Consider the following 21,652-nt stretch of genomic DNA (forward strand, 5'->3'; position numbering starts at 1 on the left):
ATCATTAATTCTTTTGTTTGATATCCAATCTAAAACTACGCAATTCACCAGTAAATGTTTGTCCATCTGGTAAGCGAGGGAACGGATTCACACTCAAAATGGCACGACGCGCAGCATCATCCCAAGCCTTATTCCCACTGGATGACACCAATTCCAATTGCGACTCTAAAATACTGCCATCAGGTAACAACACCACTCGATATACCGCTTGACTAGAGCCTTTTGGCCCGTTGTAAACCATACGTGAGTCGATCAGATTAATCAGCCGACTGTAATAGTCTTTTAGCGCTGCGCCATTCGCGCCCGAACCTTTGCCAGGCCCACTATTAGCCGCGGCATTCGGATTCGTGCCCGTACCGCCCGGCTTACCGCCTGCAACGGGCTTGGCATCTGACTTCGCATTCGAAGACATAATGTTGTCACCACTGAGTAACGAGGCCAAATCATCGTCTTTTTTCTTCGGCACAACCGTTGCTTTAGCTTTCGGTGCGGCGGTTGGCTTGGCCACTGGCGCGCTCGTTGCCTTCGGTGCCGCAGTTGCTTTTGGTGTGGCTGTTGGCGCAGCGGTAACTTTCGGCGTTGCCGTAGGTTTCACCGTCGGTTTGGGCGTGGATTTGACTTTCTCTGTGGCAATATCCACTTTCTCAGGCACGACTTCGGGTTTAGCTGGCTCAACTTTGACAGGCTTTTGTTTCACCGGCTCTGGCTGTGCTTGCTCGGGCGCGGCGGGCGGCGGACCACCCCAAAGTTCGACGACAACAGGTTTGGGCTTTTGCGTTTTCCACTGCACAGACAAGAGCAAAGCCGCGGCTAAAATCACGTGCATCAACACCGCCAGCACAAAGGCTAGGCCGCGTTGCTCGGCATGGGCAGGGTTATGCACTGGACTCATTGTTTCGGCTGCACCATCAAACCCACGCGAGCGATATTCTCGCGCTGCAATTGATCCATGGTTTGCACCACGACTTCGTATTTCACGTTTTTATCCGCCGAAATAATCACCGGCCGCTCTTGGCCAGCCAAGCGGGTTTTGATGCTGGCCACCAGCGCGCTGACATTCGCTTGCGGCTCGGCCTTGCTGCCGGGGGCATCCACCAGCCCCAGCGCGCCCTCGGCCGAGATTTCTACCGTTAGCGGCTTGGCATTCACTTCGGTATTGGCTTTACCCACGCTGGGCAGATTGATCACCGAGGGCTGCATCATTGGCGCGGCCACCATAAAAATCACCAGCAGCACCAGCATCACATCAATGTAGGGCACCACATTGATTTCGCTTTTGGCGCGACGGGGTCGACGATTACGCATGCCACCACCGCCTTAGCGCACTTGGCGCTGCAGTACGTTAGAAAACTCTTCGATGAAGGTATCAAAACGATTGGCCAAGCGATCCACATCGTAGGCAAAGCGGTTGTACGCCACCACGGCCGGAATCGCGGCAAACAGACCAATCGCAGTTGCCACCAGCGCCTCGGCAATGTGTGGCGCCACGGTCGCCAGCGTGGCCTGGCCGACATTACCCAAGCCTTTGAACGCGTACATAATCCCCCACACGGTACCAAACAGCCCGATATAAGGGCTCACCGAGCCGACCGAGGCCAGGAAGGCATTGTGTTTATCCAGAAAATCCAGCTCGCGCTGGCACGAAGCCCGCATCGCCCGGCGCGTACCTTCCATCACATCCGATAATTCCATATTGCCGCGCTGGCGCAGCTTGAGAAATTCGCCAAAGCCGGCTTCAAAGATTTTTTCCATGCCGATGCTGCGCGAGCGTTTAACCTGCTCATACAGCGCGGAAAGATCCGAGCCGCTCCAGAAGCGGTCTTCAAATTCTTCGGTGCTTTTTTTGGCATTGGCCAGCGTGAAATGCTTGCTGAAAATATGCCACCAGGACATGAAGGACAGCGCCAGCAGGATCACCATCACCAGCTGCACGACAAAACTCGCCTGGATAACCAGGTTGATAATCGACATATCTTCAACGCCAGTGCTCACGGGGTCACTCCAAAATCCTGAAAATTAAACAAATCGGCTGTCAAAATAGAAACTGCGGCCGGCGAAAAGTTCAGCCGACAGCGTGGGCAGTGTAGCGCAGGGTCACACGCGGGGCTGTTAGCCAGCGCATGCTGCGGCAGTGCCATGGCTAGTTATTGTGCATAAAAAATGCCCCGTCTGGGGCATTGTTGTGTGAAATTACCGTTATTTACTCGCTATCGACGGCAGATTTGGGCGGATTTAGCCCGAAATGCTGATAAGCCCCTAACGTAGCCATCCGCCCGCGTGGGGTGCGCTGCAATAAGCCCTGCTGAATCAGGTAAGGTTCCACCACCTCTTCGATGGTATCGGTAGATTCACCAATCGCCGCGCCGACGTTATCCAGCCCCACCGGGCCGCCGCCGAATTTTTCCAAAATTGCCAGCAGCAATTTGCGGTCCATCACATCCAGCCCGCCCGCATCTACATCCAGCATCTGCAAGGCGGCATCGGCCACCTCGCGGGTCACCAGACCATCGTGCTTCACCTCGGCAAAATCGCGTACGCGGCGCAGCAGCCGGTTGGCGATCCGCGGTGTGCCGCGAGAACGGCGGGCGATTTCAAATGCGCCATCGTCGGCCATTTCCACATTCAGCAAGCTGGCCGATCGGCTGACGATGCGGGTGAGCTCTTCTGGGGTATAAAATTCCAGCCGCGCCACAATGCCAAAACGATCGCGCAGCGGATTGGTCAACATACCTGCCCTAGTCGTCGCGCCGACCAAGGTAAACGGGGGCAAATCCAGCTTCACCGAACGCGCGGCCGGGCCCTCGCCGATCATGATGTCAATCTGAAAGTCCTCCAGCGCCGGGTAGAGAATTTCTTCCACTACCGGCGAAAGGCGGTGAATTTCGTCGATAAATAGCACATCATGCGGCTCTAGATTGGTGAGCAAGGCCGCCAGATCACCGGCGCGTTCCAACACAGGGCCAGAGGTTTGACGCAGATTCACCCCCAGCTCGCGGGCAATAATATGCGCCAATGTAGTTTTGCCCAAACCCGGCGGGCCGAATAGCAGCACATGATCGAGCGCTTCGCCGCGTTTTTTGGCCGCCTCGATAAAAATCTCCAGCTGGCCGCGCGCCTTCATTTGGCCCACATATTCATCCAGCTGCTTGGGGCGCAGGGCGCGCTCCAGCTGCTCTTCATTGCTGGAGATTTTCTGTGTGGTCACCAGCCGCTCGGGCGGGGCAGAAAACAGCGAATCGGTTTCGATCATCGTGATACCCATGCTGGTATACGCATACCAGCCAGATCAGTTATAAGTTACAGAGCAATACCCTAGGCTTTAGCCAGCGATTTCAGCGCCAGGCGGATACCATCGCTCACCGACGCATCGGCCGGCAGGGTTTTCATCGCCAGATTGGCTTCGCGCTCGTTATACCCCAGCGCCAACAGCGCATTCAGAATATCACTGCGATCATCCGGCGTGGTGGCCAATGGCAACTCGCCCGGCATACTCACCAGCCCGTCGGTGGCCAGCTTGCCGCGCAATTCCAGCACCAGCCGCTCGGCCGTTTTCTTGCCGATGCCCGGCACGGCCGACAAACGCTTGATGTCTTCCGAGGCCACCGCCAGCGCCAGCTCATCGGCGGTCATGCCCGATAACACCGCCAGTGCGATCTTGGCGCCAATGCCGGTGACTTTAATCAGTGAGCGAAAGGCATTGCGTTCTTCGCGGGTCGCGAAGCCGTACAGCAGCTGCGCATCTTCGCGCACTACCAGATGGGTAAAGAGGGTTGTCGCTTCGCCCAGATGCGGCAGCACATAAAACGTGCTCATCGGCACATCCACTTCATAACCCACGCCACCGACATCCAGCAGGATTTGCGGCGGCTGTTTTTCCAGCAGTTTGCCCGTCAGGCGACCAATCATGATGAGACTCTGCGCCAAGCGCCAAGGTGAACGAACGTACAGTATACCGGCCACAAGGCAAAAACCAAACCGGTGCGGCGCGCGCTGCGGCATTCATGCGTGGCCAGCAGTGTTGCCGGCTAAATTTACACCCGGGTATAGCGCCAAAACCAATTTGGAATAATACCTACAGAGCAATACCCTAGGCCATGCGCCCGCGCTTCATCGACATCCGATAAGCCGCCAGCTGCTTGGCCGCGCCCCCCTGATGCTGGGCATGGGTAAGGGCCACCCCGAGCGCATCGGCCGCATCGGCCTGCGGCACGCCGGATAGGCGCAGATGGCGTTGCACCATCAAGCCCACTTGCTCTTTATCAGCATGGCCATTGCCGACCACCGCCTGCTTGACCTGCAAGGCGGTGTATTCCGCCACCGGTAAACCCGCCAGCACCAGCGCGGCCACACAGGCACCCCTCGCTTGCCCCAGCATCAGCGTGGCGGCTGGGTTTACATTGACGAACACTTGCTCGATGGCCGATTCGCTGGGCTGATAGGTGGCCACAATTTTCTCGATACCATCCAGAATAATGCGGATGCGATCAGCCAGCGCGCCGCCTTGGGTTTTGATACAACCCGAGGCTACATAAATACGCTCTTGGCCCACCACATCAATCACCCCAAAGCCGGTGGTGCGCGAGCCGGGGTCAATGCCGAGGATGCGGGCGCGACTCATTCGCTGGTGAGGGTTTGCCGCTCGAAAGTCCAAGTGCGGGTAATGACCAGCACTGTTGCCGGCTTGCCGCTGGCGTCGAGCATATCGGGTGGCAGGCGCGAGAAGGGAGCCGCCATTTTGAGAATGCGCAGTGCGGCAGCATCCAGCTCGGCATTGCCTGAGGATTTATCAATCTGCGAGCTAAGCATTTGCCCATCGGCGCCAATCTCAACCGTCACGCGGAGCTGGCCATAAATCTTGCGCCCACTGGCATCCACCGGATAGGCCATGGTGCCGATTTTTTCGATTTTTTGCCGCCAGCCATCCATATACATGGCCACGCTGGTTTGCTTGGCGCGGGCGCCAACAAAGGCTTTGCGCGGCTTGCTTTGATAATCGTGATTTTGCTTGGCGATCTGCGCAGCCAGCGCGGCGATTTCCTGCTGGCGGCGGGTTTGTTCTTTCAGGGTTTCCAGATCCAGCGGCGCTTCCGGCGCGGCTTCGCTGTTTTTTTGCTGGCTGGGGGCGGCGGGCGCCGGTTTAAGTTGCGACATCAGCCGCACATTTTGTTCTTCCAGCTGCTTGAGCTTGGCTTCCACTTGCTCCAGCTCAGGGTCGCTGGGCTTGGTTTTGGCCGGCAGCGCCGATTTCACCCGATGATTGGCCGCATCGGTATTGCCGCCGCCATCCAGATCAACCTGGGCCTCTACTTCGGCATTGCTGGGCTTGGTAGTGGTTTTTTGATTCACCAGCACCACTTCCAGCGGATTTTGCGACAGCAATTGGCGTGGCGAGGGCAGCACAAATTTGATGCCGAAAATAGGAAAGGCGTGCAGCACCAGCGATATCAACATCGCGGTGACCATAAAACGTTGCCCCCGATCCATTTAGCTCTTCCCGCATCCGATTTTGCACAATCGCGCGAGTGTAGCACAGCCATCCCCGCCGCCACTGTGGCGGGCGCAACTTGGCTAAAGCGGAGTAGAATGAAAGGAAGGAAAACGACACGGATTGATGATTATGCGCAACACTTTGATGCTGATGCTGCTGTTAGCCTGTGGGCTAAGCCACGCCGCCGAGGATGGCGCAAAAGTAGCCGCTAAATATAACTGTCTGGGCTGTCATGCCGTGGATAAGAAAATCGTGGGCCCAGCCTATAAAGATGTCGCCAAACGATATAAAGGGCAGAAAGACGCCGAAGCCATGCTGATGGCCGAAGTGCGCAAAGGACTGCCGGGTGGCAAGTGGGGGCAGATCCCGATGCCGGCCCAGCAAATCGAAGATAAAGATTTACGCACGATTATCCGTTGGGTTTTGGCACAGTAGCCCCCATATAGCGAAATCGGCAGGGTGTAGATTTAACGGGATTGTCATTCAGGCCGTATTGCCATCCCAACCCCAGTTAGATTAAGCTGCCCCTCCTATTGGGTTTGCTTAGTTTGTAAGCGGACAATTCAAAGAAAAGCGAGAAAAATCATGGCAAAACTCACGGAACAAGACATCCGGAACTGGAATGGTCCCGAAGATGACTACATGAATGCGGCTCATCTCGAGTTCTTCCGCGAGCGTCTGTTGCAGATGAAAGCCGAGCTGGTTGCCAATGCATCGCAAACGACCAACCACCTGCAAGAGCAGGAAGCGACGCCTGATCCGGCTGATCGCGCCACGCTGGAAGAAGAATACGCACTGGAATTGCGCACGCGCGATCGCGAACGCAAGCTGCTGCTGAAAATCGATTCGACGCTGCGCAAGATCGACGAAGACAACTACGGCTACTGCGAAGACACCGGCGAGCCAATCGGTTTGCTGCGTTTGCTGGCCCGCCCAACGGCTTCATTGTCGCTGGAAGCGCAAGAGCGTCGCGAGCGGCAGAAAAAGCAATACGCTGACTAAGGCTGGCGCATGAACGACGCCACGCTGGCGCAAGCCCGCGAGCTGCTTAGCAAAACCCGCGCCCGGCAAACCCCGGCGCGGGTTCATATTTTAGCGACCTTGCTCGGCGCGCAGCGCCCGCTGTCGCACCAAGATGTGCAAGAGCTACTGGAGCCGAGCCTAGATCGAGTCACCGTTTATCGGGTGCTCGACTGGCTTACCGCTGAAAACCTCGCCCACAAGCTAGCGGGCGATGACCGGGTCTGGCGCTTTTCCGCCGCCAAAGCCCCGCACCATCACGCGCATTTTCACTGTCAGCAGTGCGGTAAATTCTACTGCCTGGAAGACATTCGCACCGATTTGCCGATGGCCCTGCCCAAGCATTTCGTGGCCGACTCGGTGGAAATCACAGTCAAAGGCCTGTGTGCCAGCTGCCAAACCAGCTAAGCAGCGGCAGCCTGCGCCGCCGTTTGGCTTGCCGCCCGGCGCGTAAGACGCTAATCTGTTCCCTTTAAGAGATACAGGCAATCACCGATTGCATCTGACTGCTGACTGTTGATCTACTCAGCCACAGACGCGCCGCGATAACCACCGCGGCAGTCACCGACACACCACCGTGATGTTGAGATCGCGCCCCAATATACCGTACCAGGGTATCTTGCTATAGACCAAGGGCGAGCAGCACTCTAAGACAATACTTCGATTGCAATTTTGCCGCAGGGACGACCATGCATTACCAAACCGACGACGTACGCATCCGTGAAATTAAAGAATTACTGCCCCCGGTGGCGGTGATTGAAAAATATCCTGTTAACGAAACCGCGTCGACCGCCGTGTTTGAAACCCGGCAGGCGATTCACCGCATCCTGAACGACGAAGACGACCGCCTACTGGTCATCATCGGCCCCTGTTCGATTCACGACACCAAATCAGCGCTGGAATACGGCGAGCGCCTGCTGAAACTGCGCGAAGTCTACAAAGACCAGCTGGAAGTCGTGATGCGCGTGTATTTCGAAAAACCGCGTACCACCGTGGGCTGGAAAGGCCTGATCAACGATCCGTTCCTCAATGGCAGCTTCAATATCAACGAAGGCCTGCGCATTGCGCGTAAGTTGCTGGTGGATCTGAACAACACCGGCCTGCCAACCGCCGGCGAATTCCTCGATATGATCACCCCGCAATATGTGGCCGATCTGATGAGCTGGGGCGCGATTGGCGCGCGCACCACCGAATCACAAGTGCACCGCGAGCTGGCGTCTGGCCTGTCTTGCCCGGTAGGCTTTAAAAACGGCACCGATGGCAATCTGAAAATCGCCTTCGACGCTATCAAATCAGCCAGCCAGCCACACCACTTCCTGTCGGTGACCAAATATGGTCATTCTGCGATTGTGGCCACCGGCGGCAACCCGGATTGCCACGTGATTCTGCGCGGCGGTAAAGAGCCTAACTACGACGAAAACCACGTGCGCGCCGCCACGGCCGATCTGGCTGCCGCCGGTCTGGCACAGAAAATCATGGTCGATTTCAGCCACGCCAATAGCCGCAAAGACTATCGTCGCCAGATGGAAGTCTGTAACGACGTTTGCGCGCAAGTCAGCGGCGGCAACGAGGCGATCTTTGGTGTGATGGTAGAAAGCCATCTGGTGGAAGGCCGCCAGGACGACAACAGCGGCAAAGAGCTGTGCTACGGCCAATCGATTACCGATGCCTGCATCGGTTGGGCCGACACGGAAAAACTGCTGGCCGATCTGGCCAATGCCGTAGCCACCCGTCGCGCACTGAAAAAAGTGAACGTGTAAGCGCTCCGCGCCATTCTTTCATCAAGGGTATTGCCCGCCAAGCATTCATTTGCAAGGCGCACAGGGCAATACCCTTTTATTTTTTGCGGCACTAGCTGCGCCATCTCACTGCGCAGAAAAAACCAATCCGCGCTAGAAATAATCGATCCGTGGCTGCGTTTCGGCCGCCAGCAAACGCTCGGCCAGCGCTTTTTCGCGCGCCGCCAGCGCCTGCATATTGTCGCGCTGACCCACGGCCAGCCGCTGGCAATACACATCGCCATGCCGTGGCTCCAAAATCACCTTGCGCGCCCAAGCGCCGCCCCAGTCACACGCCACCAGCGGGATTTCTTCCGCCGCCAGCCAGCGCTCGGCAAACAGCATGTTTTTGCGCCCCATACTGAATTGCAGCGAGAGATTGAGCAAATCACCACCACCAAAGGCCTTGGCCTGCAGGCGCGTACGCATGGCGCCGGCTTTGAGCATGGCATTGAGCAGCACTTCCATCGAGGTCAGCCCCGACAGATAGCCGGCTTCATCATCTTGGGAATGTTTCAGGGGCACCAGAAAATGATTCATCCCGATCAGATGCAGCTCGGGGTCGTGCAAACAGACGGCCACGCACGAGCCGAGCGTGGTCTTGATCGGGTGATGGCGGTGCACGGCCACTTCGCCGGCCAGCAGATTATGCGCCCGGATTTCCAGCTGGCGCAGATCGCAAGCGCGCTGGTCGACCGTTTCACCGGGCGTATCGTAATGAACCCATTTCATTGGCGGCATACGGGTGGGAGAACCGCTTTACTATAGGCCAGCCCACCCAGCCTTGCCTTAGGCGAGCGCCGGCGCTGTCTGGGCGGTTTCGTCGCTCACCTCGCCCCAGCGCGGGAAGGGGTCGGGCAGGGCGCGCCAGCTGCCGCTGCTCAGCTCCGCCGGGGTGAGCAGGCAAGCATCCAGCTGCCCACGCAGCGCGGCTTCATCCATACCACAGCCAATCAGCACCAGCTGCTGGCGGCGATCGCCATACAGCGGGTCCCAGTTGGCGCGGATTTCGGCTTGGCTCTCTTCATCGCTGGGCCAGTATTCTTCTGGCGTGGCCGCCCACCAGTAGCCACCAGCGCCATGCCGGCAAGCCCCGCCCGCCTGCGACCAGCTACCGGCAAATTCAGGCCGGCTGGCGAGCCAGAAAAACCCCTTCGAGCGAATCACGCCCGGCCATTCGCGATTGATCAAAGCCCAGAAGCGCTGCGGATGCAGTGGGGCACGGGCGTTCCAGACAAAACTACTGATGCCGTATTCCTCGGTTTCTGGCAGATGTTCGCCGCGCAGCTCGGCCAACCAGCCGGGGGCGTTTTCGGCTTCGGCAAAATCAAAGCGCCCGGTGCCCAAAATCGCCGGTAACGGCACTTGCCCTTGCTCGGCCACAAGCTGCACTGCACGCGGGTTCAGCGCCGCCAGAATGCCCTGCAGCTGGCCCAGCTGCTCGGCGCTGACCAAATCCGGCTTGCTGATCACCAGCACATCGCAAAACTCCACCTGCTCGATCAGCAGATCAACCAGCGTTCGGTCGTCGTCTTCGCCGGCGCTGCCGCCGCGTTCGGCCAACAGCTCGCTACTGGCGTAATCACGCAGAAAATTAAACGCATCCACCACCGTGACCATGGTATCGAGCTGGGCCAGATCGGCCAGCGATTGGCCTTGTTCGTCGCGGAAGGTGAAGGTTTCGGCAATCGGCAGCGGCTCGGCAATGCCGGTGGATTCGATCAGCAGATAATCAAAGCGGCCATCGCGCGCCAACTGGGCCACTTCTTGCAGCAAATCTTCGCGCAACGTGCAGCAAATGCAGCCATTGCTCATTTCCACCAGCCGCTCTTCGCCGCGGCGAAAGCCGCCCTGATGGATCAGCTCGCCATCGATATTTACATTGGAGAGATCATTCACAATCACCGCCACCCGCAAGCCTTCGCGGTTGCGCAGCACGTGATTGAGCAAAGTGGTTTTCCCGGCGCCCAGAAAGCCGGATAAAACGGTGACCGGAAGTTTTTGCGACATGGCGGTTTTCCTGTTGCACTGAAAACGGCCATCATAATTAAACGCAACTCAGTTGCGCAACTATGTTGCATATAGAGCCAAAAAAATGGCCGGTGAGCAACCGGCCAAAACAGGGAGGATTTTCGACAATATTCGATTACAGGGTGCCGATTTGCTGGCGGGCTTGTGCCAGCGCGGGGTCACGCACATCCGGGCCCATCGCCAGGCCTTCGGCGGTGATGACGCGAATATCGGTGATGCCCAAAAAGCCCAGCAGCACGCGCAGATAATCCACATGGGCAATCCCGGTAGGGGTGCCGGCATGCTGACCACCGGCGGTGGCCACGATCACGGCGCGTTTGCCACCGGCCAGGCCTTCCGGGCCATTGGCGCCGTATTTAAAGGTTACGCCGGCCACGCTGATCATATCGATCCAGGCTTTGAGCTGGCTGGGGATCGAGAAGTTGTACATCGGTGCGCCAATCACCAAGGTATCGGCCGCCAGAAACTCGGCCATCACCGCTTCGGCTTCACGTACTTGCGCGGCTTGCTCGGCGCTACGGCTTTCGGCCGGCGTACCTTTGGCCGCCAGCAGCGCGCCATCCAGTTGCAGTGCATGCTGAGCCAAATCGCGGTAAACCACATTCACGCTGCTTTCCGCCAGACGAATGCTTTCTACGACTTCGCGGGTCAGTTGGCGCGAAACAGAATGGTCGGCCAGGATGCTGGAATCAAGATGCAGGATATTCATGGTGGTGTCCTTTGCGCGGGGCGCATTTAAGTTTTGATGGACACAGAATATATTCGATGCAAAATTGGCACTAGTTAGTAAATCTGGGAAGGATTGTTCTATCTATGCAACCAATCTGTGCCGATTTTAATGATTATGTCTATTTCGCCCGCGTGGTGGATTGCGGCGGTTTTTCGGCTGCGGCACGCCACATTGGCATCCCCAAGTCGCGGTTATCGCGGCGCATTGCCGCACTGGAAAGCCGGCTTGGGGTACGGCTGTTACAGCGCAGCACGCGCAAGCTCACGCTCACCGATGTCGGGCAACAGTTTCTCAGCCATTGCCAAACCATCTTGCGCGAGGGCGAAGCCGCCGAGCGGGTGGCCGCCAGCTTGCTTGCCGAGCCGGCTGGGCGAGTGCGGCTATCGGCGCCGGCTGAATTACTCAATCGCCTCACCGAAATGCTGCAGCGCTTTATTCTGCAACACCCCAAAGTGGTACTCGAAACCGTGGCCACTGCGCGGCGAGTCGATCTACTGGAAGAAGGCATCGACGTGGCGCTGCGGGTACGCACTACCGATGATGAAGACCCGCAATGGGCCACCCGGCGCCTGCGCCCGGCCTATGCGGTGCTGGTAGCTAGCCCCGCGCTGGTGCAGCAGCTGGGCGGCATACTCACCCCCGGCGCGCTGGCGATGGCGCCGGCTCTGGGCGTGGTGGGCGCGGATCAGCGCATTCACTGGCGGCTGATGAATGCCCAGGGCGAAGTGCGCGAATTTAGCTTGCCGCCCCGCTTAGTTACCGAGCATTTTGGCTTGCGCCGGCAGGCGGCGCTGGATGGCTTGGGCGTGACCATGATGCCGCGGGAAAACGTTGCGGCCGAGTTGGCCGCCGGTACGCTGGTGGAAGTTTTACCCGACTGGCATTTCCCGCCCAGCTATTTGCAGGCGGTGTATGTCAGCCAGCGGGGCTTATCGCCCGCGGTGCGGGCCTTGCTCGATCTGCTGGTGGAAACGCTGGGCTGATTACTGCGCGGCCCCGCGCAGCTTGGCCAGCCAAATGGCATAGCGTACCGCCACATAGCCAATCACCACGGTGGCAATCGCCAGCTCGATCCGCGCCAACGTTTGTACCTGCAAGATAATATCGCCCGGCAGTGCCCAATCGATAAAAAAGGCCTGCACTTTAAACAGCGCGGTGGCGCCAATCGCCAGCGGGAAGGTGAGGGCGGCAAAGCCGGGGGTAAACGGCAAGCGCAACAGATGCAGCAGGGCCACGTACACAATCAGCGTCATCGTCACCGCCACCCCCAGCAAGATCATCACCAGCAGCGGGCTAGGGTCGGTGGCGACGCGCAGATAGGCCGCCAGCGTGAGGCTAGCTGGCGCGGCCAAGATGGCAATCGTGGGCTGCGCGCCTTCGGGAATCGTGGGGTGAAAAATCAGCCGGTAAAACATCCACGGCAGCATGATGGCATAGCAGGCCAGCGCAAACGCCATACAGCCCCAGGCCAGCAGATAGCTCCAGCTACCCACGGTGCCCGACCAGCTCACCGCCGCCACGGCAATGCCTACCGGCGGCACAAACCAGCTTGGTACCATATGATGCATGGCGAATTCCTGCCGGCGGTGACGGATAAACTGCGCCAGAAACCAGCCATGCAGCCCAATCGCCAGCACCCACACCGCCGTGCCCAGATCGGCATGCAGCAGGCTGAGGCCATGGCTCACCACCATCAGCGCCATCGCAAACGTGGGCACCACGCTGCCCACCACCGGGTGGCGCAGATCATTGCCCAGCGACGGTAAATCCAGCGTAAAGCGCGTGGCGAGCGCCAGCAGCAGTAGCGCAGCCAGCGTCATCGTGACCAGCTCGAGCCGCCCATTGGCCTGCAGCACAAAATCCAGACACATGCCCAAGCCGCTAATCCCCAGCGCCAACCCGGCCAGTGGGGTAGGTAATTGCCGGCACCAGCCACCGGCTTGTTGCGAAAGTTGCAGCGCCATGATTATCTCCAAAACAGATCGATAATTTATTATCTATCTATTATGACAATATATCGACGCAACTATGCACAATCCGCCAGCAGCCAAAATACCGCCAAGGGTATAGCCAGCTAAACACTATCAAATAATGATTAGCTGGCTATACCCTCAGCAAAATCGCCACATCGCCTTAACCCAGGCGCAGGCTGCGGCCCACGCTTTGCGCCGCGCGGTATGCATCCCAGGCTTTTTCGTGGAAGAAATACGCCACGGTATTCACCATCGGCTCGATTAAGGCCAGCGCGCTTGCCACGCCCCAGCTGCCGGTCAGCAGATAGGCCACGGTGAAAGCCACACTGAAATGCACAATCGCGAAAGTAATGGTTTTAAGCATGATGCGCTCCTTGCGGCCGCTCGGCCAATGTCTTGAATTGAAGTAATGATAATGAGTCGCAAATGATAGATCTAATTGATTGTTTTTCTGATCTCGATAGCCATTAGCAATGCGCGGTAAAACTGCCGCGCCGCCGCGCCCCACGCCAGCTACACTGACGGCCACGCACGCCAAGTCATTGTTTTGCCATTTGTTACTGATAAGGTGAGGGTATGCACAGCATTTTGAATCTGGATTGGGCATCGCTACTCGATAGCCTGATCAGCCTTGCCACCGCATTTATTCTGGGTGGCCTTGTGGGGCTAGAGCGCCAGGTGCGCCAGCGCACGGCCGGCCTGCGCACCAATGTACTGGTCTGCGTGGGTGCCGCCATTTTTGTGGATATCGCCATGCGGTTTCACCAGCTGTATGGCGGCTCGCCCAGCCCGCTGCAGGTAATCGCCTACGTAGTATCTGGGGTGGGCTTTCTGGGCGCGGGCGCCATCATGCGCGAAGAAGGCAATGTACGCGGCATCAACACCGCCGCCACCCTGTGGGGCTCGGCCGCCATTGGCTGCGCCGCCGGTGCCGATCTGATCGCCGAAGCCATTCTGGCCACCGGCTTTGTGCTGGCCGCCAACACGCTGCTGCGCCCGATGGTGAACCGCATCAACCGCCAGCCGCTCGATACCGAAGTGGAAGCCACCTACACCGTGCATGTCATCGGCCCACGGCAACAGCGCAAAGAGCTACTAGCCCAAATCAAATACGCCTGCGCCGCCGCCCAGTTTCCGCTGCATGATGTGGATATCGCCCCCTTTGATGGCGACGAAATCGAAATCGAAGCCGTACTGCTCCCCACCTCACTGGATAGCCGCGAGCTGGATCAGCTGGTGGATACCCTCAGGCTTGATCCGCAGGTGAAGCAAGCGTTCTGGAGCTTGAGTACGATTGATTAAATAGACAATACCCACACCAGGTATTGCAGCAGATCTTCTTCAAATAGACTGCTTCATGGCGATACCCTAGACCGTCAGTAGCACCTCAGCCACAGGCTTACGTGGTTTTCGCGGCCAATTGCCCGCGCCAGCGCGACCAACCGGCAACAACATCACCGGCACTTCATGCTCAGCCAGACCGAATTCAGCTCTTACCCCGACTGCATCAAACCCGATCATCGGGCAGCTAGCCCAGCCGTGGTGCTGCGCCGCCAGCATCAATGCCATCGCCGCCAACGAGGCGGACCGGATGGCTTCATCGCGCTGCAACTGCGGCTGTGCCTGATAGCCCTCGGTGGCATAGTGCACCATCAACTGCTGCAGCTCGCTACTTAAAATACCTGCCGCAACGGCGGGTTGCAGCGTGTTGGCCAGCTCGGAATGAAACCCCATTTGCCCGCAAATAATAAAAGTAACCGCCGCATCAGCCACTTTCTGCTGGCCGTAGGCTAGGGGCAAGAGCCGCGCCTTGGCCGCGGCGCTTTGCACAGCAATAAAGCGCCAGTTTTGTGCGTTGTAAGCACTGGGTGCCTGCGTAGCCAGCGCAATCAATGTCTGTAGCTGGGCGGGGCTCAGTTCGAAATCCGGGTCAAAATAATTGCAGGAAATACGCTCTTGCAGCAGGGTGGGCAACATGGTTTTACTCCGTGATGGTGTAGGTGGATAAACACTGCCGTAGCCAGTGCTGTACGGCGCGTGCTTGGGTGTGCAATTCGGCAGGGGAGCCGGGCGACAGGCATTCCAGATACAGCCGGCCGCCATCCGTAAGTGCCTGCCATTGGGTTAGTAGCGCAGGAAAATCCACTATCCCGTGCCCCGGCTGCACCGCCACATCGGGGCCACGAGGACCAAACTGACAGTCTTTCAGGATGAAGTGATCGATGGCCGGAGCCAGCTGCTGCAGATACGCTTGCAAGGGCACTTCCGCTCCGCCGTAATACAGCCAGTTGCCCGGATCAAAACTAAAGCAAAACGCTTTGCTGCCCAGTATGTCGCGTAAGCTCAATAAATCATTAGCCGTCTGACTAATACCCCCGTGGGGCTTAATTGCAATCACGAGCCCAGCCGCTTCGGCCAGCGGCAATACCGACTGCATCAGCGCTAAATAAGCTGACCGCTGCGCTGGCTCGCAGCCCAAATCCAGCAGCGTGCTAACCCCCAGCGCAGCGGCATGCTCGATCAATCGGGCATAGCGCAGACTGGCGGCCGCCAGACCCAATCCCAACCGCGTTTCAGCCAAGAGCAGCGGCACTTGCAAGCCCGCATCAGCCAACAGCTGCTGCACAGCCCACCGCTCTCGCTCGCTACTAGCGCCATGCACCGGCACTTGCCAACCTTCAGCACTCGCCTGGTACATAAGGCCCACCTCAGTAAAACCGGCAGCAGCGATCGCCGTCAGCGCCGCAGGCAAGGGCAGACTCTGCCACGGTCGGGTGGTACAGGCCAAAGTAAACATAACAGCACTCGTGGATGGAATGTGTGCAGTATTCTCCAAACAAAAACCGGAATAAATATCGGTATAATTTGTTAATTACTTATTTTTGGTTAGTAATTGTGGACAAATTGCGCGCAATGGCGGTGTTGGTTAGCGTGGCCGAAGCTGGCAATTTCACCCTGGCAGCTGAGCGGCTGGGCATCTCGGCGGTGATGGTAGGTAAACATATTCAGCAGCTAGAGCACGCACTGGGCGCAGTGTTGATCGAGCGCACGACCCGCAAACAGCGCCTCACTGCACAGGGGCAAAGCTATTACCAGCAATGCAAGCTCGTGCTGGCGCAAGTACAGCATGCCGACCAGCTACTGGCGGCACAACAAATCCAGCCCAGCGGCCGTCTGCGCATTAGCGCGCCACGTACACTGGGCAGCCTGTGGCTGGCGCCACGGCTCATGGCGTTTATGGCGCAATATCCACAGCTCAGCCTTGATCTGCAGCTCAACAACCGACCGGTGGATTTACTGGAAGAAGATTTTGATTTGGCTGTACGCATCGGCCCAGTGCACAACGAGGCGCTCATTGCCCGCCGGCTGGGCGACTATCAATTGGTGCTAGCCGCCGCCCCCAGCTATCTAGCTCAACACGGTATGCCAAGCCATCCATCCGAGCTGAACCGCCACCAATTAATGCAACATCAAGTCTGGGATGAGCGACCGCACGATGTGCAAATTACCCTGCGCGATCACCAGCGCTGGCCGGTGCAATCTCGGCTTTGCAGCAACGACAGCCAGGCCCTGCGTGCCGCGGCTCTGGCTGGGCTAGGGCTGATTTTTCAACCCGCACTACTCCTGAGCGACGTACTCGCCAGCGGCGAGCTGATCCCCGTCCTGCCCGAATATTGGCCGCAGCCATGGCCGATTCATCTGCTCTATCGAACCTCACAGCGCGGCAGTGTGAAAATCGAACGGCTGGTGAGCTGGTTGCAGCAAACAGATTTCAAAGCGGAAGCGCCAGAAAATTAACATACCTACTTAGGGTATATAGGCCAATGCCAATTCAAAATTGGCTTACAGAGCAATACATAGTCACATATAGAAAAACAGCGTCGAGCGTGGAAGAAGCGGCAATAGGCAATCGGGCGCGGTGTTGTTAACGCCCGCCGCCTTGCCGATTGTCCGCAGCGATGTGCAACAAAGCCTCGGGGCATAAGAAATGCACTTATTGCATTGAATGAAGGCCAATCATATTGCCTTCGGTATCGACCACCATCGCAATAAAACCATGCTCGCCAATCGACATTTTGTGCTTGAAGATTTCGCCGCCGTTGGCTGCTGCTCGTTCGGCCTCCACGGCACAATCCTCACACGCGAAATAAACCATCGTGCTGCCGCCAGATGGGCAGCCCGCCATTTTTACGAGTGCGCCAGCGGCACCAGAGTCTTCCATTGACATTGGAAATGCCCACATTTCCATCTCAGGAAACCCTTCGGGATCAGGACTCTTCAATTCCTCTAATGAGCCTTGGAATACCGCTTCGTAAAATGCCTTGGCACGGGCCATGTCTTGAACATAAATTTCAAACCACGCAACTGGATTACTTTTCATTCGATTTTTCCTTTTGAATGCCAATAAAACAGAGTCAGCGAACGGTAATTATGAGTGGGCGCACATGTGAAAAACAAGGTTTGCCGTGCGATTTATCCCCACTGCTTAGCCTGACGCAAAAACCGCTCAATGCTCTCGCACTACAATCAAGGCCTCCACCTTTTGTTGGAACCGAATAGCATGCCCAATTTGATTACTGCGATCGAATCCGCCATCACCGCCACCACCGGCCAGCCGTTTCACGTGAAACAGCAACGCAGTGTGGGTGGGGGCTGTATTAATCAGGCGCGGGTGTTGAGTGATGGAGCGGCGGGTGGGCGGCAGTTTTTTGTAAAGCTCAATCGCGCCGCGCTGCATGGCATGTTTGTGGCCGAGGCGGCAGGGCTGGCGGCGCTCAGCGCGGGGATACGCGTGCCGCAACCCGTTGTGCATGGCGTGAGCGATGGGCAGGCCTGGTTGGTGTTGGAGTATTTGCCGCTATCGGGATCACCCGACCCCACCGCCATGGGGCAGGCGCTGGCCCAACTGCATCGCATTACCCCAATTGGCGCGCCTCGCTTTGGTTGGGAAATGGATAACACCATCGGCAGCACGCCGCAAAGTAATCGCTGGCACGATAGCTGGGTGGATTTCTGGCGCGAGGAGCGGCTGCTGCCGCAGTTTAAATTAGCGCGGCAAAATGGCTGTGATTTTGGCGCGGCGGGCGCACAGCTACTGGATAAAATCCCCGCGTTTTTTCGCGATTACACGCCGCAGCCCAGCTTGCTGCATGGCGATTTGTGGGGCGGTAATGCGGCGGTGCTGGCGGATGGTACGCCGGTGATTTTTGACCCAGCGTGTTACTTTGGCGACCGCGAGTGTGATCTGGCCATGACCGAGCTATTCGGTGGCTTCGGCCCACGCTTTCTCGCCGCCTATCATGCGGCATGGCCGATTGATGCCGGCTACGCGCAGCGCAAAACGCTGTATAACTTGTACCACATCGTGAACCATGTGAATTTATTCGGCAGCGGCTACGCAGGGCAAGCGCGGCAGATGATCGCTAGCTTGCTACGGATGGCGGCATAAGCCGTACAGTGCATAAAAAACGGGGGCGATGCCCCCGTTTTGCTTGATGACTAGCTTAGCCGGATTACATACTGGCCACAGTAAAACGCTGGCGGCTGTGTTTTGGTGTTTCGATTTCATCCACAATCGCCACCGCAAGGTCGGCCACGGAAATGCCGGCGGGCTGCTCACCGGCGAACAAGACGTCATCGCCACCCAAGCGGTATTGGCCGCTACGCTCGCCTGGAGCGAGGAATACGGGTGGTGAGACAAAGCGCCAGTTCAGTGCGGTTTCTTCGCGCAGCAGGTTCAGTGCCGTGCGGGCACCCAGCGCGCCTTCTTTCCATTCAGCCGGAAATTCGGGCGTATCAATCACTTGCAGGCCTGGCGCGATATACAAGCTACCGGCGCCGCCCACTTCCAGAAAGCTTTGCACACCGGCGGCTTTAACGCCCGCCACAATCGCATTGTGGCCTTGCACAAACAGCGCCTGAATATCTTCTTTGCCCCAACCTGGGTTAAAGGCCGAAATCACCGCATCGTGGCCGGCCACGGCGGCGGCGATATCGGCTGCATCATAGGCATTGCTTGCGCGGGCATTCACACCCGGCAGCGCCGGCACTTTGGCTACATTGCTCACCAGCGCGGTAACGGTATGCCCGCGTTGCGCCAGTTCTTGCAATACTGCTGAGCCTACAAAACCAGTTGCACCAATCAAAGCGATTTTCATTGTGTTTCTCCAGATCAATTAAACAGTGCAGCCATCATATTCCCTTGCTAATCCGCTGATAATCCGCCAAAAATAGCATTCATTCTTTAGTTAATCTAAACAATAGGCCCAATATGGAAGCATTACGCCGCATGGCGATTTTTGCCCGCGTGGTTGAGCTGGGCTCGATGAATGCCGCCGCCAAGGCGCTGGGGATGACGCCCTCGGCGGTGAGCCAGCAGCTCAGCAAACTTGAAGCACAGCACAATGTCACGCTCTTACATCGCACTACGCGCAAGCTCACCCTCACCGAAGCGGGCAGCGTGTTTTATCAGGGCTGCGCCGATATGTTGGCGGCGGCGCAATTGGCCGAGCAGCGGATTAACGAGCTACGCGACGCGCCGGTAGGGGAGCTGCGCCTGTCTGCGCCTACCGGTTTTGCCGGCCCTTTGATCAGCCAGGCACTGGCGCCGCTACTGAAATTGCACCCTAAATTATCACTGCGGCTGTTTTTTCACGACGAGATGATTGATCTGGTGGCTAACCGCATTGATCTGGCGCTGCGCGCGGGCGAGCTAAAAGACTCTAGCCTGATCGCCCGCCATCTCACCGACTGGCCCAATGTGCTGGTGGCCGCGCCGCAATATCTGGCGCGCCAAGCGCCGATACAGCATCCCGATCAGCTTAGTCAGCTCGATTGGATTGCGATTGAAGCCGGGCGGCATGATTTCGCTTTCTTTCACCCCGATGGGCGGGTGGTGCAGCCGACGCTCACGCCGCGCATCCGCAGCAATAACATCGTGTCGGCGCGTGAATTTGTATTGGCGGGCATGGGGATGGCGATTCAGCCTGAGCCCGAAGTGCGGGCGGCGATTCAGGCTGGGCGCCTGAGCGTGGTGCTGCCGGAATGGCGTTTACCCGCCATTGCCATCTATGCCGTTACACCGCGGCGCGAGGCGCAGCCGGCCAAAGTGCGCTACGCCATCGAGGCGCTGCAAGCGCAGTTGGCCCAGTAATGCGCTAAAAGCCTATATTAGCGCGACTTTTTATCCACAAAACTTATCCACAGCCAGCAGAACCAGCAAAGGCCAACTCGCCAAATGCCAAAACACCGAATTCCACGCCAGCAAAATCGGGTTTTCCAAGCCTAGCCCCACGATTTAGAACCGCGCGAATCACGGATTTGCTTGGCAAGCAGACCAGATCAGCCAAGGCAGGCGCTTAAACTCGCCCGCTTGCCCGCAGTTATAGACCGCCAGTGAATTTTTGCCAGCCGCATCTGCGAATCGATCGGTGCATGGCAAAACTCGCTCAGGGTAGGGGTAAAGTTGCCTCACCCTTGCTGTGGATAATTTTGTGGGCAACCACTGGGCAAGCTGTGTGCTTGCTGTGGGTCTGGTGTGTGCCTGATCTGTATAAGCAGTGGGCAAGCCGGTATAAATTGCGTTACGCCGGTGTGGCGGTGAAGTCGAGCCCCGCCGGGTTATCGCGCACCATCATGCGTTCTGGCGTTGGGTATTCAATAAATCCAAACTGCTTGTACAAGCCATGCGCGTCGCCAGTTTGCAAAAAACAGCGCGATACATTGGCTAGTATGGGCTCAGACATCAATCTGGCAATCATCCTCTTTGATATACCCCTAGCTCGATACGCTTCATCGACGATCACATCGGCTAAATAAGCAAAGCGCACCGTATCGCTAATCACGCGCGCGTAGCCCACTTGCTGCCCACCAATAAACGCGCCAATCACCACCGTTGAAGCGCGCGCGGCTTGCTCGACGTAAAACTGGCTAATCCCCGGCGACCAATAACTCGCCGCCAACCACGCCGTAATGCGCGGCCAATCGAGCGTGGATAAGTCGGTGCGAAACACTAATTCATCGTGCATGCAATTCTCGCTTACGCCGTTTCAGTCGCAGCAAATAGCGCCGGCCATTGCGCGATAATGCGCTCGGCGGCCTGCGCTGGCTGGCATTGCTCGGTGTCGATCAGCATCCAATCGTCGGGCCAAGGAAATTGGCCCAGACTTTGGTCTTGGTAATGCTCGGCGGCATGCAGCAAATAATTACGAGCCCATTCCACATCACGCTTGGCCGGCTTCATCTGCAAGCGCTGAGGCGTACCTTCGCGCGCCATGCGCGTGGCTAAATCGGCGCTCAGCTCAACAAAGCGCACGCGGCGGCTGTGCGACAAAAATAATTCACGTAGCTCGGCCATCTGCTCACCGTCCTCAGCCACATTAAACGCCCAGACAAAAGTAAAGATCACGCCCGGATGCGATTGATCGGCCAGCGCGGCGCGAAACAGCTGCATGCGCAAAGACCAGCTTAAATCTTGAAACTGCGGATGATCCCAGCCCAGAAGCTGGGCCACCGGGTCGGTCGTTAGATGGTTATGAAATAAGCGAAACCCCGTCTTTTCTGCCAGAGCTTGCCCCACGCTGGCTTTACCCACCGCACCGGGGCCAAAGATCACGATTAAATCAGCCATGTT

Annotated in this window: 27 protein-coding genes; 9 read left to right on the forward strand and 18 right to left on the reverse strand. The window is 57.6% G+C overall.

Going from position 1 to position 21,652, the window contains the following annotated elements:
* Positions 1–4: 4 nt before the first annotated feature.
* The 7 genes from QV747_RS04955 to QV747_RS04985 all read right to left on the reverse strand — a co-directional run bounded on the left by QV747_RS04955 (position 5) and on the right by QV747_RS04985 (position 5,484).
* The gene (locus QV747_RS04955) at positions 5–826 is read right to left on the reverse strand and encodes a cell envelope integrity protein TolA (RefSeq protein WP_273429327.1); all 822 of its coding nucleotides are present in this window, start codon (positions 824–826) and stop codon (positions 5–7) included.
* A gap of 62 nt (positions 827–888) precedes the next feature.
* On the reverse strand, positions 889–1,305 hold the full coding sequence (locus QV747_RS04960; protein WP_028450599.1) for an ExbD/TolR family protein: 417 nt from the start codon (positions 1,303–1,305) through the stop codon (positions 889–891).
* A gap of 12 nt (positions 1,306–1,317) precedes the next feature.
* Positions 1,318–1,971: a protein TolQ gene (gene tolQ / locus QV747_RS04965; protein ID WP_028450600.1), complete on the reverse strand. Its 654-nt coding sequence runs from the start codon at positions 1,969–1,971 to the stop codon at positions 1,318–1,320.
* Between the two features lie 229 nt (positions 1,972–2,200).
* The gene (gene ruvB / locus QV747_RS04970) at positions 2,201–3,250 is read right to left on the reverse strand and encodes a Holliday junction branch migration DNA helicase RuvB (protein ID WP_273429686.1); all 1,050 of its coding nucleotides are present in this window, start codon (positions 3,248–3,250) and stop codon (positions 2,201–2,203) included.
* 62 nt (positions 3,251–3,312) lie between these two features.
* The gene (ruvA, locus tag QV747_RS04975) at positions 3,313–3,906 is read right to left on the reverse strand and encodes a Holliday junction branch migration protein RuvA (protein WP_273429326.1); all 594 of its coding nucleotides are present in this window, start codon (positions 3,904–3,906) and stop codon (positions 3,313–3,315) included.
* A 181-nt stretch (positions 3,907–4,087) separates the two neighbouring features.
* Positions 4,088–4,618: a crossover junction endodeoxyribonuclease RuvC gene (gene ruvC / locus QV747_RS04980; protein WP_028450603.1), complete on the reverse strand. Its 531-nt coding sequence runs from the start codon at positions 4,616–4,618 to the stop codon at positions 4,088–4,090.
* A complete protein-coding gene (locus QV747_RS04985) occupies positions 4,615–5,484 on the reverse strand; it encodes a TonB family protein (RefSeq protein ID WP_051259057.1) in 870 nt (289 codons plus the stop codon). The genes ruvC and QV747_RS04985 overlap by 4 nt, the downstream gene beginning before the upstream one ends.
* 133 nt (positions 5,485–5,617) lie before the next feature.
* On the opposite strand from QV747_RS04985, the gene QV747_RS04990 reads away from it, so the two are divergent.
* The 4 genes from QV747_RS04990 (at position 5,618) to aroG (ending at position 8,268) form a co-directional block, all read left to right on the forward strand.
* Positions 5,618–5,923 (forward strand): c-type cytochrome, encoded by a 306-nt coding sequence (locus QV747_RS04990; RefSeq protein WP_028450605.1) that lies wholly within the window; start codon positions 5,618–5,620, stop codon positions 5,921–5,923.
* Positions 5,924–6,073: 150 nt separating this feature from the next.
* Positions 6,074–6,490 carry an RNA polymerase-binding protein DksA gene (gene dksA, locus QV747_RS04995; RefSeq protein ID WP_028450606.1) on the forward strand — a complete coding sequence of 139 codons (417 nt, stop codon included), beginning with the start codon at positions 6,074–6,076 and terminating at the stop codon, positions 6,488–6,490.
* Between the two features lie 9 nt (positions 6,491–6,499).
* Positions 6,500–6,916 carry a Fur family transcriptional regulator gene (locus QV747_RS05000; RefSeq protein WP_028450607.1) on the forward strand — a complete coding sequence of 139 codons (417 nt, stop codon included), beginning with the start codon at positions 6,500–6,502 and terminating at the stop codon, positions 6,914–6,916.
* Positions 6,917–7,197: 281 nt separating this feature from the next.
* A complete protein-coding gene (gene aroG, locus QV747_RS05005) occupies positions 7,198–8,268 on the forward strand; it encodes a 3-deoxy-7-phosphoheptulonate synthase AroG (protein ID WP_028450608.1) in 1,071 nt (356 codons plus the stop codon).
* Positions 8,269–8,400: 132 nt separating this feature from the next.
* On the opposite strand, the gene QV747_RS05010 is transcribed toward aroG, so the two are convergent.
* From QV747_RS05010 to QV747_RS05020, 3 genes are all read right to left on the reverse strand, one after another.
* Positions 8,401–9,018, reverse strand: a complete 618-nt coding sequence (locus QV747_RS05010) for a chemotaxis protein CheD (RefSeq protein ID WP_052190994.1) — start codon at positions 9,016–9,018, stop codon at positions 8,401–8,403.
* A gap of 57 nt (positions 9,019–9,075) precedes the next feature.
* On the reverse strand, positions 9,076–10,296 hold the full coding sequence (zigA, locus tag QV747_RS05015; protein WP_273429322.1) for a zinc metallochaperone GTPase ZigA: 1,221 nt from the start codon (positions 10,294–10,296) through the stop codon (positions 9,076–9,078).
* A gap of 136 nt (positions 10,297–10,432) precedes the next feature.
* Complete coding sequence (locus QV747_RS05020) at positions 10,433–11,026, reverse strand: FMN-dependent NADH-azoreductase (RefSeq protein WP_273429320.1); 594 nt, start codon at positions 11,024–11,026, stop codon at positions 10,433–10,435.
* A 104-nt stretch (positions 11,027–11,130) separates the two neighbouring features.
* Here QV747_RS05020 and QV747_RS05025 point away from each other — a divergent pair, with 104 nt between their 5' ends.
* Positions 11,131–12,030: a LysR substrate-binding domain-containing protein gene (locus QV747_RS05025; protein WP_034619760.1), complete on the forward strand. Its 900-nt coding sequence runs from the start codon at positions 11,131–11,133 to the stop codon at positions 12,028–12,030.
* Here QV747_RS05025 and QV747_RS05030 read toward each other — a convergent pair whose 3' ends face one another.
* Together QV747_RS05030 and QV747_RS05035 are read right to left on the reverse strand one after the other, a co-directional pair.
* On the reverse strand, positions 12,031–13,011 hold the full coding sequence (locus QV747_RS05030; RefSeq protein ID WP_273429319.1) for a TDT family transporter: 981 nt from the start codon (positions 13,009–13,011) through the stop codon (positions 12,031–12,033).
* Between the two features lie 169 nt (positions 13,012–13,180).
* Positions 13,181–13,384 (reverse strand): DUF2061 domain-containing protein, encoded by a 204-nt coding sequence (locus tag QV747_RS05035; protein ID WP_028450614.1) that lies wholly within the window; start codon positions 13,382–13,384, stop codon positions 13,181–13,183.
* Positions 13,385–13,596: 212 nt separating this feature from the next.
* Between QV747_RS05035 and QV747_RS05040 the strand changes: the two genes are divergently transcribed.
* The gene (locus QV747_RS05040; RefSeq protein ID WP_028450615.1) at positions 13,597–14,322 is read left to right on the forward strand and encodes an MgtC/SapB family protein; all 726 of its coding nucleotides are present in this window, start codon (positions 13,597–13,599) and stop codon (positions 14,320–14,322) included.
* Between the two features lie 66 nt (positions 14,323–14,388).
* Here QV747_RS05040 and QV747_RS05045 read toward each other — a convergent pair whose 3' ends face one another.
* Both QV747_RS05045 and QV747_RS05050 read right to left on the reverse strand, forming a co-directional pair.
* On the reverse strand, positions 14,389–14,997 hold the full coding sequence (locus QV747_RS05045; RefSeq protein ID WP_273429315.1) for a nitroreductase family protein: 609 nt from the start codon (positions 14,995–14,997) through the stop codon (positions 14,389–14,391).
* Positions 14,998–15,001: 4 nt separating this feature from the next.
* On the reverse strand, positions 15,002–15,817 hold the full coding sequence (locus QV747_RS05050) for a sugar phosphate isomerase/epimerase (protein ID WP_273429314.1): 816 nt from the start codon (positions 15,815–15,817) through the stop codon (positions 15,002–15,004).
* A gap of 98 nt (positions 15,818–15,915) precedes the next feature.
* On the opposite strand from QV747_RS05050, the gene QV747_RS05055 reads away from it, so the two are divergent.
* Positions 15,916–16,818 carry a LysR family transcriptional regulator gene (locus QV747_RS05055; RefSeq protein ID WP_273429312.1) on the forward strand — a complete coding sequence of 301 codons (903 nt, stop codon included), beginning with the start codon at positions 15,916–15,918 and terminating at the stop codon, positions 16,816–16,818.
* Positions 16,819–17,014: 196 nt separating this feature from the next.
* Here the strand turns inward: QV747_RS05055 and QV747_RS05060 are convergent, their stop codons facing one another.
* Positions 17,015–17,401: a VOC family protein gene (locus QV747_RS05060; protein ID WP_273429311.1), complete on the reverse strand. Its 387-nt coding sequence runs from the start codon at positions 17,399–17,401 to the stop codon at positions 17,015–17,017.
* 180 nt (positions 17,402–17,581) lie between these two features.
* Here QV747_RS05060 and QV747_RS05065 point away from each other — a divergent pair, with 180 nt between their 5' ends.
* The gene (locus QV747_RS05065; RefSeq protein ID WP_273429308.1) at positions 17,582–18,469 is read left to right on the forward strand and encodes a fructosamine kinase family protein; all 888 of its coding nucleotides are present in this window, start codon (positions 17,582–17,584) and stop codon (positions 18,467–18,469) included.
* A 64-nt stretch (positions 18,470–18,533) separates the two neighbouring features.
* On the opposite strand, the gene QV747_RS05070 is transcribed toward QV747_RS05065, so the two are convergent.
* Complete coding sequence (locus QV747_RS05070; RefSeq protein ID WP_273429306.1) at positions 18,534–19,178, reverse strand: NAD(P)-dependent oxidoreductase; 645 nt, start codon at positions 19,176–19,178, stop codon at positions 18,534–18,536.
* 113 nt (positions 19,179–19,291) lie between these two features.
* Between QV747_RS05070 and QV747_RS05075 the strand changes: the two genes are divergently transcribed.
* On the forward strand, positions 19,292–20,173 hold the full coding sequence (locus tag QV747_RS05075; protein ID WP_273429304.1) for a LysR family transcriptional regulator: 882 nt from the start codon (positions 19,292–19,294) through the stop codon (positions 20,171–20,173).
* A gap of 430 nt (positions 20,174–20,603) precedes the next feature.
* Here QV747_RS05075 and QV747_RS05080 read toward each other — a convergent pair whose 3' ends face one another.
* Positions 20,604–21,047 carry a GNAT family N-acetyltransferase gene (locus tag QV747_RS05080; protein ID WP_273429302.1) on the reverse strand — a complete coding sequence of 148 codons (444 nt, stop codon included), beginning with the start codon at positions 21,045–21,047 and terminating at the stop codon, positions 20,604–20,606.
* A gap of 11 nt (positions 21,048–21,058) precedes the next feature.
* Complete coding sequence (locus QV747_RS05085; protein ID WP_273429300.1) at positions 21,059–21,649, reverse strand: hypothetical protein; 591 nt, start codon at positions 21,647–21,649, stop codon at positions 21,059–21,061.
* Between the last annotated feature and the right edge of the window lie 3 nt (positions 21,650–21,652).

Source organism: uncultured Chitinibacter sp. (assembly GCF_945957625.1).
GTDB lineage: Bacteria > Pseudomonadota > Gammaproteobacteria > Burkholderiales > Chitinibacteraceae > Chitinibacter > Chitinibacter tainanensis.